The 11,084-nt window shown below is 67.8% G+C and carries 11 protein-coding genes; 9 read left to right on the forward strand and 2 right to left on the reverse strand.

The window, feature by feature from the left end; all coding sequences use genetic code 11:
* Nucleotides 1-258 precede the first annotated feature (258 nt).
* From AWC18_RS16945 to AWC18_RS16970, 6 genes are all read left to right on the forward strand, one after another.
* Nucleotides 259-786, forward strand: coding sequence for a YflT domain-containing protein (locus AWC18_RS16945; RefSeq protein WP_064998774.1), 528 nt, complete (start codon nt 259-261; stop codon nt 784-786).
* Nucleotides 787-859: 73 nt separating this feature from the next.
* The gene (locus AWC18_RS16950) at nt 860-2,281 is read left to right on the forward strand and encodes an ABC transporter substrate-binding protein (protein WP_085139486.1); all 1,422 of its coding nucleotides are present in this window, start codon (nt 860-862) and stop codon (nt 2,279-2,281) included.
* A complete protein-coding gene (locus AWC18_RS16955; protein ID WP_064998773.1) occupies nt 2,278-3,159 on the forward strand; it encodes a carbohydrate ABC transporter permease in 882 nt (293 codons plus the stop codon). The genes AWC18_RS16950 and AWC18_RS16955 overlap by 4 nt, the downstream gene beginning before the upstream one ends.
* Complete coding sequence (locus AWC18_RS16960) at nt 3,156-3,983, forward strand: carbohydrate ABC transporter permease (protein ID WP_085139487.1); 828 nt, start codon at nt 3,156-3,158, stop codon at nt 3,981-3,983. The genes AWC18_RS16955 and AWC18_RS16960 overlap by 4 nt, the downstream gene beginning before the upstream one ends.
* A gap of 4 nt (nt 3,984-3,987) precedes the next feature.
* On the forward strand, nt 3,988-5,133 hold the full coding sequence (locus AWC18_RS16965) for an ABC transporter ATP-binding protein (RefSeq protein WP_064998771.1): 1,146 nt from the start codon (nt 3,988-3,990) through the stop codon (nt 5,131-5,133).
* Nucleotides 5,134-5,140: 7 nt separating this feature from the next.
* Entirely contained in the window at nt 5,141-5,743 is a 603-nt protein-coding gene (locus AWC18_RS16970) for a suppressor of fused domain protein (protein WP_085139488.1), read from the forward strand.
* Nucleotides 5,744-5,863: 120 nt separating this feature from the next.
* On the opposite strand, the gene corA is transcribed toward AWC18_RS16970, so the two are convergent.
* A complete protein-coding gene (gene corA, locus AWC18_RS16975; protein ID WP_064998769.1) occupies nt 5,864-6,898 on the reverse strand; it encodes a magnesium/cobalt transporter CorA in 1,035 nt (344 codons plus the stop codon).
* Nucleotides 6,899-7,071: 173 nt separating this feature from the next.
* Between corA and AWC18_RS16980 the strand changes: the two genes are divergently transcribed.
* The 3 genes from AWC18_RS16980 to AWC18_RS16990 all read left to right on the forward strand — a co-directional run bounded on the left by AWC18_RS16980 (nt 7,072) and on the right by AWC18_RS16990 (nt 10,182).
* Nucleotides 7,072-8,061, forward strand: coding sequence for a malate dehydrogenase (locus AWC18_RS16980; RefSeq protein WP_064998768.1), 990 nt, complete (start codon nt 7,072-7,074; stop codon nt 8,059-8,061).
* 70 nt (nt 8,062-8,131) lie between these two features.
* Complete coding sequence (locus AWC18_RS16985; protein WP_085139489.1) at nt 8,132-9,316, forward strand: NAD(P)-dependent malic enzyme; 1,185 nt, start codon at nt 8,132-8,134, stop codon at nt 9,314-9,316.
* Nucleotides 9,317-9,324: 8 nt separating this feature from the next.
* Nucleotides 9,325-10,182, forward strand: coding sequence for a glycine betaine ABC transporter substrate-binding protein (locus tag AWC18_RS16990; protein WP_085139490.1), 858 nt, complete (start codon nt 9,325-9,327; stop codon nt 10,180-10,182).
* Between the two features lie 6 nt (nt 10,183-10,188).
* Here the strand turns inward: AWC18_RS16990 and AWC18_RS16995 are convergent, their stop codons facing one another.
* Nucleotides 10,189-11,013, reverse strand: coding sequence for an SDR family NAD(P)-dependent oxidoreductase (locus AWC18_RS16995; protein ID WP_085139522.1), 825 nt, complete (start codon nt 11,011-11,013; stop codon nt 10,189-10,191).
* Nucleotides 11,014-11,084 lie beyond the last annotated feature (71 nt).

An 11,084-nucleotide genomic window follows, 5' to 3' on the forward strand; every position in this document is an offset into this window, starting at 1 on the left:
CCCGCGGGCGGAGGCGGCGGGAAGCCCGGGGGCGGGTACCCAGGTGCCGGCGGGTAGCCCTCGGAGCCCGGCGGGTAGGGCCAGCCGCCCTGCTCAGGCGCACGTGCACCCGGGTCGGCCCAGGGCTGGTCGGCATTGCCTCGTGGATTCTCGCCAGAATCCCCGCCGTGAGCTGTCATGCTGTTCAACCTAGCCGATGCGCCGCGGCCGGCTTTGTCGTCCGACAGCCGCTTCCGGGAGCGAGGAGAGAGAAATCCCATGACCAGCCCCTTCCAGCCAGGACAGACTCCGGATCCCCTCGGCGCGGCAGGTGCGCCGGGGCGTCGTGACGTGGGACGGCTGCCGACCCCGCCGAAGGGCTGGCCGATCGGGTCATACCCCACCTACGCCGAAGCGCAGCGCGCGGTGGACTACCTGTCAGACCAGCAGTTCCCGGTGCATCAGGTGACGATCGTCGGTGTCGACCTGATGCAGGTCGAGCGGGTCACCGGCCGGCTCACCTGGCCCAAAGTGCTGGGCGGCGGCGTGCTGAGCGGCGCCTGGCTGGGCCTGTTCATCGGCTTGGTGCTGGGACTCTTCAGCGAGAACCCGATGCAGGCGCTGGTGACCGGCCTGGTCGCCGGGGTGTTCTTCGGCCTGATCACCTCGTCGGTCCCCTATGCGATGGCCCGCGGTACAAGGGATTTCAGTTCGACCATGCAGCTGGTGGCGGGCCGCTACGACGTACTGTGCGACCCGCAGAGCGCCGAGCAGGGCCGGGATCTGTTGGCCAAGCTGACGCTCTGACTCGGCGTTGTTGCGCAGCGCGGTCTGGCGGCCTTACCGTCGTGGCACGAAACGGCAAGGGGAGGCGGGTGGCGTGGCGAGTCGGCGCGGTCGCGTACGGCGGCTGGGCGCGGCTGCGCTGACAGCACTGACCGTCGGGTCGCTGGGATCGGCCTGCGGGTCATCCGGACCGACTGACGGTATCCCCGTGATCAGCGTCTATACCCCGGCTAACGACACTGCGACGTTCCGGGTGATCGCAGAACGCTGCACGCAACAGGCCGGTGGCCGTTACCGGGTGCAGCAGTTCAGCCTGCCGCGTGCCGCCGACGATCAGCGCCTGCAACTGGCCCGTCGACTCACCGGGAACGACCGCACCCTGGACATCATGGGTCTGGATGTGGTGTGGACCGCGGAGTTCGCGGAGGCCGGCTGGGCGTTGCCCCTGTCTGACGACCCGGCCGGGCGGGCCGAGGCCGACGCCGTCGACGACACGCTGCCGGGCCCGCTCGCGACCGGCCGCTGGCACGATCGGCTCTATGCCGCACCGATTGTCACCAACACCCAATTGCTCTGGTACCGGCCGGATCTGATGAAGTCCGCGCCGTCCACGTGGGATCAGATGATCGCCGAGGCGGCACGCCTGCACAGCGCCGGTCAGCCCAGCTGGATTGCGGTGCAGGCCAAGCAGTACGAGGGCTTGGTGGTGTGGTTCAACACACTGCTGGAAAGCGCAGGTGGGCGGGTGCTCGGCGATGACGGCAAGACCGTCACCCTCACCGACACCGCCGAACATCGAGCCGCCACCGTCGCCGCGCTGCGGATCATGAAGGCGGTGGCGACCGCTCCGGGGGCCGACCCGTCGATCACCCAGACCGACGAGGGCACCGCCCGACTCGCGTTCGAGCAGGGCAAGGCGGCACTGGAGGTCAACTGGCCCTTCGTGCTGCCGTCCATGTTGGAGAACGCGGTCAAGGGCGGGGTCGGCTTCCTTCCCCTGCAAGGGCGTTCGGATCTGGCCGGCAGCATCGACGGCATCGGCTCCTTTGCGCCCAGCGATGAGCAGTACCGCATCGCCTATGAGGCCAGCCGCAGCGTGCTCGGGTACGCGCCGTATCCGGCGGTGGTGCCGGGGCATGCGGCCAAGGTGACCCTCGGTGGACTGAACCTGGCGGTGGCCAGGACAACCCGGCATCGTGCCGAGGCGTTCGAGGCGGTGCGTTGTCTGCGAAGCGCGGCGAATCAGAAGTTTCTGGCGATCGAGGGTGGTCTGCCCGCGGTGCGTGCCTCGGTGTACGCCGACCCGCAATTCCAGGAGAAATACCCGCAGCACAACGTGATCCGTCAGCAACTCATCGACGCCGCGGTACGGCCGGTGACCCCGGTCTATCAGGCGGTGTCGACCCGGATATCGGCGACATTGGCGCCGATCAGCGCCATCGACCCGGAACGCACCGCCGATGAGCTCACAGCGCAGGTGCAAAAGGCCATCGACGGCAAGGGACTGATCCCGTGAGCCGCGCCGACGACGTCCGTTCACAGCGCCGGCTCGCGGTGGCTCTCGTCGCGCCGGCGGTGATCCTGATGCTGGCCGTGACGGCTTATCCGATCGGCTACGCGATCTGGCTGAGCCTGTTGCGCTACAACCTGGCCACCCCGGAGGACACCGCGTTCGTCGGGCTGGCCAATTATCAGACCACCCTGACCGACTCCTATTGGTGGACCGCGTTCGCGGTGACACTGGGTATCACCGTGGTCTCGGTGGTCTTCGAGTTCGTCTTCGGCCTGGCCTTGGCACTGGTGATGCACCGCAGCCTGTTCGCCAAGGGCATGGTGCGCACGGCGGTGCTGGTGCCCTACGGGATCGTCACCGTCGCGGCCGCCTACAGCTGGTATTACGCCTGGACTCCGGGAACCGGCTACCTGGCCAATCTGCTGCCGACCGGCAGTGCGCCGCTGACCCAGCAGCTCCCGTCGCTGGGCATCGTGGTGCTGGCCGAGGTGTGGAAGACGACGCCGTTCATGGCGTTGCTGCTGCTGGCCGGGTTGGCGCTGGTGCCCGACGAACTGCTCAAGGCCGCCCAGATGGACGGTGCCGGTGCCTGGCGCCGGCTGGTCACGGTGATTCTGCCCATGATGAAGCCGGCGATCCTGGTGGCATTGCTGTTTCGCACGCTCGACGCGTTTCGGATCTTCGACAACATCTACGTGCTCACCAACGGATCCAACAACACCGGTTCGGTGTCGATCCTGGGCTACGACAACCTGTTCAAGGGGTTCAACGTGGGGCTGGGCTCGGCGATCTCGGTGTTGATCTTCATCTGCGTGGCGCTGATCGCGTGGGTGTTCGTCAAGGTGTTCGGTGCCGCGGCACCGGGATCGAGTCAGAAATGACCGAGCTTCGCCGCCGCACCGCGTGGCTGATCATCGACTTGGCCGTCGTGCTCTACGCGCTGGTCCCGGTGCTGTGGATCTTCTCGCTATCACTCAAGCCCACCTCAACGGTCAAGGACGGCAAGTTGATTCCGTCCACGGTGACCCTGGACAACTATCGCGGCATCTTCGCCGGTGACGTCTTCGGCTCGGCGCTGATCAACTCGGTGGGCATCGGCCTGATCACCACGGTGATCGCGGTGGTGATCGGCGCAATGGCCGCCTATGCGGTGGCTCGCCTGGACTTCCCCGGTAAGCGACTACTGGTCGGGGCGGCCCTGCTGATCGCGATGTTTCCCCAGATATCGTTGGTGACGCCGATTTTCAACATCGAGCGGGCAACCGGGCTGTTCGACACCTGGCTGGGGCTGATCATCCCCTACATCACCTTCGCGCTGCCGTTGGCGATCTACACCCTCTCGGCGTTCTTCCAGGAGATCCCGTGGGATTTGGAGAAGGCCGCCAAGATGGACGGCGCCACCCCAGGCCAGGCGTTCCGCAAGGTGATTGCGCCGCTGGCGGCGCCGGGCATCGTCACCGCGGCGATTCTGGTGTTCATCTTCGCCTGGAACGACCTGTTGTTGGCCTTGTCGCTGACGGCGACCAAGGCCTCGGTCACCGCGCCGGTGGCGATCGCCAACTTCACCGGCAGTTCGCAATTCGAGGAGCCGACCGGATCCATCGCGGCGGGCGCAATGGTGATCACCGTGCCGATCATCGTCTTTGTTCTAATCTTCCAACGACGGATCGTGGCGGGATTGACCTCCGGCGCGGTGAAGGGATAGGCCGATGGCAGAGATCGAACTCCTCCACATCACCAAGAGCTACCCCGATGGCGCGGTGGCGGTCAACGATCTGTCGCTGAGCATCGCCGACGGCGAATTCATCATTCTGGTGGGGCCCTCGGGCTGCGGAAAGTCCACCACGCTGAACATGATCGCGGGCCTGGAGGAGATCACGTCGGGGGAGTTGCGCATCGGCGGTGAACGCGTCAACGAACGCGCACCCAAGGACCGCGACATCGCGATGGTGTTCCAGTCCTACGCGCTCTACCCCCACATGACGGTGCGGGGCAACATCGCGTTCCCGCTGACCCTGGCCAAGATGAACAAGCAGCAGATCGCCGAGAAGGTGGCCGAGGTCGCCAAGATTCTCGATCTGACCGAGCTGCTGGATCGCAAGCCGTCGCAGCTCTCCGGCGGCCAGCGGCAGCGGGTCGCGATGGGCCGGGCGATTGTCCGGCACCCCAAGGCATTTCTGATGGACGAGCCGCTGTCGAACCTCGACGCCAAGCTGCGGGTGCAGATGCGCACGGAGATCGCCCGGCTACAGCGCAGGCTGGGCACCACCACCGTCTACGTCACCCACGATCAGACCGAGGCGATGACGCTTGGGGACCGGGTGGTGGTGATGCACGGCGGCATCGCCCAGCAGGTGGGCACACCCGATGAGCTCTACGAACGGCCCGCCAACCTTTTCGTCGCCGGTTTCGTCGGCTCCCCGGCGATGAACTTCTTCCCGGGGACGCTGACCGCCACCGGAGCCCGCCTGCCCATCGGTGAGGTACCACTCGACGCCGCGACGCGTGAGTCGATCAGCAGGCATCCCGCACCGGCCGGCGGCGACGTGGTCATCGGGGTACGTCCGGAGCATCTCGGCGATGCCGCGCTGCTCGACGACGCACGGCGGGATCGCGTGGTGAGATTCGCCGCTCGCGTCGACCTCGTCGAATCGCTGGGCGCCGACAAGTACCTGTATTTCACTCCGAACGAATCCGGTGACGCGCCGGCGGAGAACGATCTGGTGGCCAGGGTTCCCGCCGCGTCGAAGGCAGCCGGCGGGCAGCCGATCGAGCTGGCGCTGGACCCCGACAGGGTGGTCGTGTTCGACGCCAAGACCGGGGTGAACCTCAGCGTCGCCCCGGCTGGACGGTGAGCTGCCGGTGAGTGCGGAGCTGGACCGGGTGCGCGCGCATGTCCGTGGGCACTTCGCGGACGTCGCCGCCGAGCCCGACACGGCGCGGGTGACCTTTCTGGGTGTCGAGCCCATCGAGGTGCTGCGCTTTGGACCCGGACCCGACCGGATGGTGCATTACGTGTCGGCGGGTTGCTCGCGCCATCCCATGGGTGACCCCGGCCAGCTGCTCTCTGACCCGGTGCACGGCCCCCGGGCCGAGATCGTGGTGAGCCTGCGTTCCTCGGGTGCTGACACCGGGCTGGCCCGCAGCCTCGCCGCCATAGCCGCGGCGCCGGTGGTCGAGGGAGTGGTGCTGGCGCCTGATGGCCTGATCGACCTCGGTGGACCGCTGTGGACCGGGCCGTCGGGACCGGTGCCTTTCACCGCGGTCCTGCTGGGCGACAGTGATATCGCAGAGCTGCCGCTGACCCCGCCGCGCGAGCCGGTGCGGTTCTTGTCGGCCACCCCGATCACCGCGACCGAGGCGGCGTGGGTGCGGCTCAAGGGCGCCGAGGCGCTGCGCGAAGCCTGGCGCTCTGACGGTGTGGACGTCTTCGACCCGAATCGTCCCGCCTCCCAACCGCAGTAGGCCTTTGGCGCGGGGTCCCCTTTGCCGCGGGGTCCCCCTTGGCGCGAGTGTGCGTGTTTGCCCGCCGACACGCCGTTTCGGCCGTGCAACCGTGCACGCTCGCAGCCGGCGACGGTGCGCTCAGAGCCAGCCGTTGCGGCGAAACGCGCGGTAGAGCAGCGCGGAGATCACGCCCATGCCCGCGATCACCAACGGGTAGCTGAACACCCAGTGCAGGGCCGGCATGTAGTCGAAGTTCATGCCGTAGATGCCGGCGATCATGGTCGGGACGGCGACGATGCCCGCCCAGGCCGACATCTTGCGCATGTCGGTGTTCTGCTGCATACCCACCCGCGCCAGCGCGGCCTGCACCAGCGAGCTGAGCAGTTCGTCATACCCGGCGATCTGCTCAGCCGCGCGGGTCTGGTGGTCGGCGACGTCGCGCAGGTAACGCCGGAGCTCCTTGGAGATGAGGTCCCGGTGATCGGTCTGCATGCGGTCAAACGGCACCGAAAGCGGGGCGACCGCACGCCGCAGCTCGACGACCTCGCGTTTGAGCTGGTAGATCGGTTCGACGTCGGTGCGGGTGCCGGGCGCGAACGCCGCCTCCTCGATGACGTCGATATCGCTTTCCATGAGGTTGGTGACCTCGACGTAGCGGTCCACCACGTAGTCGGCGATGGCATGCATCACCGCAAAAGGGCCCAGCCGCATCTGTGCGGGATTGGAGTCCAGCCTCTTGCGGACGTCGGCCAGGCCGCTGTGCTCGCCGTGGCGGACGGTGACCACGAAGTTCTTGCCGACGAAGATCATGATCTCGCCCGTCTCGACGATCTCGCGCGGCAGCACCGTCGATTCGTGCGGCACGTAGTTCACAGTCTTGAGCGCCAAGAACAGGGTGTCGTCGTAGCGTTCCAGCTTGGGCCGCTGATGCGCCTGAACAGCGTCTTCGACGGACAGCGGGTGCAGCTGGAAGGTGGCGGCCACGCCTTGCATCTGGGCCTGGCCGGGCTGGTGAAGTCCCACCCAGACGAATGCCTCCCGGCCATCCGCCTCGATCTCGCGCACCTTGGCCCGCGCTCCCGCGGGGGTGAAGTCGCCGGGGATCCGCTCGCCGTCCGCATAGACACCGCAGTCGACCAGCACGCGGGGTGTCGGGTCTTGCAACGCCGTCATGGCCGCTCTCCCTCCGGCGCAGGTGCCGGTCAAATGCTACGCGGGTGGCGTCGACGTGCACGGTGAGCGCGATCGGGGGCTGGAGGTCCCGAAGTTTCGGCGACGACGCCGGTGCGCTAGTTTCGACCCGGACCAAAAGCAGACCAGCCGAACTCGTTCGAGGAGCACTTGACGTGAGCAATACCCCACTCAAGGTGGCCGTCACCGGCGCCGCCGGCCAGATCGGCTACAGCCTGTTGTTCCGCTTGGCCAGCGGCTCGTTGCTCGGCCCGGACCGGCCGATCGAACTGCGCCTGCTGGAGATCGAGCCCGCCCTCAAGGCGCTCGAGGGTGTCGTCATGGAGCTCGACGACTGCGCGTTCCCGCTGCTGTCGGGTGTGCAGATCGGCTCGGACGCGAACAAGATCTTCGACGGTGTCAACCTGGCGCTGCTCGTCGGCGCCCGCCCCCGTGGCCCGGGCATGGAGCGCAGCGACCTGCTCGAGGCCAACGGTGCGATCTTCACCGCGCAGGGCAAGGCGCTGAACGCCGTCGCCGCCGACGACGTGCGCATCGGCGTGACCGGCAACCCGGCCAACACCAACGCGCTGATCGCGCTGAGCAACGCGCCCGACATCCCCAAGGAGCGGTTCTCCGCGCTGACCCGCCTGGACCACAACCGGGCGATCAGCCAGCTGGCCAAGAAGACCGGCGCCGCCGTCACCGACATCAAGAAGGTGACCATCTGGGGCAACCACTCGGCCACCCAGTACCCGGACATCTTCCACGCCGAGGTCGCCGGGCGTAACGCCGCCGAGGTGGTCAACGACCAGGCTTGGATCGAGAACGACTTCATCCCCACCGTCGCCAAGCGTGGCGCGGCGATCATCGACGCTCGTGGCGCCTCGTCGGCGGCCTCCGCGGCGTCGGCGACCGTCGATGCCGCCCGCGACTGGCTGCTGGGCAGCCCGGACGGTGACTGGGTGTCGATGGCCGTGGTCTCCGACGGCTCCTACGGTGTGCCCGAGGGCCTGATCTCGTCGTTCCCGGTCACCACCTCCGGTGGCGACTGGAGCATCGTGCAGGGCCTGGAGATCGACGACTTCTCCCGCAGCCGGATCGACGCGTCGACCGCCGAGCTGGCCGAGGAGCGCGAGGCGGTTACTGGTCTGGGCCTGATCTGAGCACGGCCGGCGCCCGCGGGCGCTTGCCGTTGCTGGTCGAGGTATACCAGCGAAGTACCCTGGACAATCGATGCCCGAGAACCTTGCGAACGTGACCAGCTCCCCGATCGTCATCGGCGACGAAGAGATCTTCGAAGCCCACACGGGCGGCAAAATCTCCGTCGACCTCAAAACGCCGTTGGACAGCCAGCGTGCGTTGTCGATCGCCTACACCCCGGGCGTGGCACAGGTCAGCCGGGCCATTGCCGCAGACCACACGCTGGCCGCCCGCTATACCTGGGCGCACCGGCTGGTGGCCGTGGTCAGCGATGGTACGTCGGTACTCGGGCTGGGTGACCTCGGCCCGACGGCGTCCCTGCCGGTGATGGAGGGCAAGGCCGCGCTGTTCAAGACGTTCGCCGGCCTGGACTCCATTCCGATCGTGCTGGACACCAAGGACCCGGACGAGATCGTCGAGACGCTGGTGCGGCTGCGCCCGTCGTTCGGGGCGGTCAACCTGGAGGACATCTCCGCTCCGCGGTGCTTCGAGATCGAGCGGCGCGTGATCGAGGCGCTGGACTGCCCGGTGATGCACGACGACCAGCACGGCACCGCGATCGTTGCCTTGGCGGCCCTGCTGGGCGCGGCCAAGGTGCTCGACCGCGACATCGCGTCGCTTCGGGTGGTGGTCTCCGGTGCCGGCGCCGCGGGCGTGGCCTGCGCGAACATCCTGCTCTCGCGGGGCATTTCGGAGATGATCGTGCTGGATTCGCAGGGTGTGCTGCACCCGGAGCGCTCCGGCATGAACGACGTAAAACTCGAGCTGGCGAAGCGGACCAATCCTCGTGGCATCACCGGCGGCCTGGCGGAGGCGCTGGCCGGCGCGGACGTCTTCCTGGGGGCCTCCGGCGGAGTGGTGCCCGAGGAACTGATCGCGTCGATGGCCCCGGGTGGCGTGGTGTTCGCGCTGTCGAACCCCGACCCCGAGATTCACCCTGACCTGGCGGCCAAGTACGCGGCGGTGGTGGCGACCGGCCGCAGCGACTTCCCCAACCAGATCAACAACGTGCTGGCCTTCCCGGGCGTGTTCCGTGGTGCGCTGGACGCCGGTGCACGCCGCATCACCGAGGCGATGAAATTGGCTGCGGCAGAGGCGATTTTCTCCGTCGTCGCCGATGAGCTGGCCCCAGACCGTATCGTGCCCAGCCCGCTGGACCCCCGGGTCGAGCCGGCCGTTGCGGCCGCCGTCGCTGCGGCCGCCGACCCCGTGTCATAGAGCGCACGGTGCCCAGGCCGCGAGGACGCCACCTGCGCCGCCTGGCGCTCGGCTGGGTGCTTGTGCTGATCGCCGGTTGTGGTGCCCATTCGGGGACGGCCCCGCTGAGCGTGGGGGCCTCGCCGGATCCACAGTCGCAGGTGCTGGGCCACCTTTACGCGAGTGCCCTGCGCAGTACCGGTGCAGCGGTGCGCGTTGAGGCCGTCGACGATCCGGTGGCCGGGCTGGATGCGGGGGAGCTGACGGTGGTTCCCGGTTTCACCGGCCGGTTCTTGGCGATGTTCGTGCGGGATTCCGCTGCGCGTTCCGATCGGGCCGTCTACCGGGCGTTGGCCGGCGCGCTGCCGGAGGGGCTCGCGGTCGGTGACTACGCCATGACCGCCGAGGACAAACCCGCGCTGGCGGTGACGAAGGCGACCGCGACCGCGTGGGGTGGTGACGCGTTGCCGGTGCTGGTCCGGCATTGCGCGGGGTTGACCGTCGGCGGTGTCGCGGGTGTGCCGGTGCCGAAGGCAGTGGGCCAGTGCACGCTGCCTAAGTTACGCGAATTCCCCGATGTTGCAGCATTATTCGCTGCGCTGAAGGCACGGCAGATCACCGCGGCGTGGTCCAGTACCGCTTCGCCCGACGTGCCGGAGGGGACCGTGCTGCTCACCGACGGTCGGCCCGCGCTGGTGCGCGCCGAGAATGTGGTCCCGCTGTATCGCCGCAATGAGCTGACCGAAGCGCAACTGCTGGCGGTCAATCAGGTGGCCGGCGTGCTGGACACTGACGCCCTGATCGACATGCGCCGACAGGTGGCCGACGGCGCGGACCCGCAGGCGGTCGTAGATGCGTTCCTAGACGAGCATCCGCTCGGCAGGTAGCCGCGACTAGCGTGGCCTGATCTTGGGGATGACGACCGAGAACAGTCGCTGGTAGCGGGAGCCCAGGATGCGCACGAGCAGGTCCAGCACCCGCGCGTCGTTTCCGATGAGCACGCGGGCCCGGCCCTTGCTGACGCCTTCGAGTATCACGCGGGCAGCCTCTTCGGCGGTGGTGGAGGCCATCCGGCGGTCGAAGTTGTCGGCCATGGCCGCGGCGTCCAGCCCCTCAGCGACGGTGGCGTTGCGGGCGATCGCGGTCTTGATGCCGCCGGGGTGCACCGTGGTGACCTTGACCGGGTGCTTGGCGACGGCCATCTCCTGGTTCAACGCCTCGGTGAATCCGCGCACGGCGAACTTCGCCGCGTTGTAGGCGGCCTGACCGGGCACGGACAGGAGCCCGAACAGGCTGGAGACGTTGATGACGTGGCCATCACCGGATTCGATCAGATACGGCAGGAAGGCTTTGGTGCCGTTGACCACGCCCCAGAAGTCGACGTCCATCACCCGCTCAATGTCCTTGAACTCGCTGATCTCGACGTCGCCGCTGTACGCGATGCCGGCGTTGTTGTAGATCTGGTTGACCTTGCCGAAGTGCTCCTTGACCTCTTCGGCGTAGGCGAGGAACGCTTCGCGCTCGGTGACGTCGAGGCGGTCGACCTTGACCCGTACCCCCAGCGCGGCCAGCCGGCGTTCGGTCTGGGCGAGGCCCTCGGTGTCGACGTCGCTGATCGCCAGCTGCGCTCCAGCGCGGGCCAGCTCGACAGCCAGTGCCTGACCGATACCCGAACCGGCACCGGTGACGACGGCGACTTTCCCGGCGAATCCCTGCATGAGCTCTCCCCATCGGTTGTAGACCATCCGAGTTTATCCGGTACCGCTGGTACTGGATTAGCTGCCCTCGG

The organism is Mycolicibacter nonchromogenicus, from assembly GCF_002101775.1.
GTDB classification, from domain to species: Bacteria; Actinomycetota; Actinomycetes; order Mycobacteriales; family Mycobacteriaceae; genus Mycobacterium; species Mycobacterium nonchromogenicum.

Coding starts and splice junctions, on each gene's coding strand:
- AWC18_RS16945 (WP_064998774.1), top strand. CDS start 259: ATGACCAGCCCCTTCCAGCCAGGACAGACTCCGGATCCCCTCGGCGCG.
- AWC18_RS16960 (WP_085139487.1), top strand. CDS start 3,156: ATGACCGAGCTTCGCCGCCGCACCGCGTGGCTGATCATCGACTTGGCC.
- AWC18_RS16965 (WP_064998771.1), top strand. CDS start 3,988: ATGGCAGAGATCGAACTCCTCCACATCACCAAGAGCTACCCCGATGGC.
- corA (WP_064998769.1), bottom strand. CDS start 6,898: ATGACGGCGTTGCAAGACCCGACACCCCGCGTGCTGGTCGACTGCGGT.
- AWC18_RS16985 (WP_085139489.1), top strand. CDS start 8,132: ATGCCCGAGAACCTTGCGAACGTGACCAGCTCCCCGATCGTCATCGGC.
- AWC18_RS16995 (WP_085139522.1), bottom strand. CDS start 11,013: ATGCAGGGATTCGCCGGGAAAGTCGCCGTCGTCACCGGTGCCGGTTCG.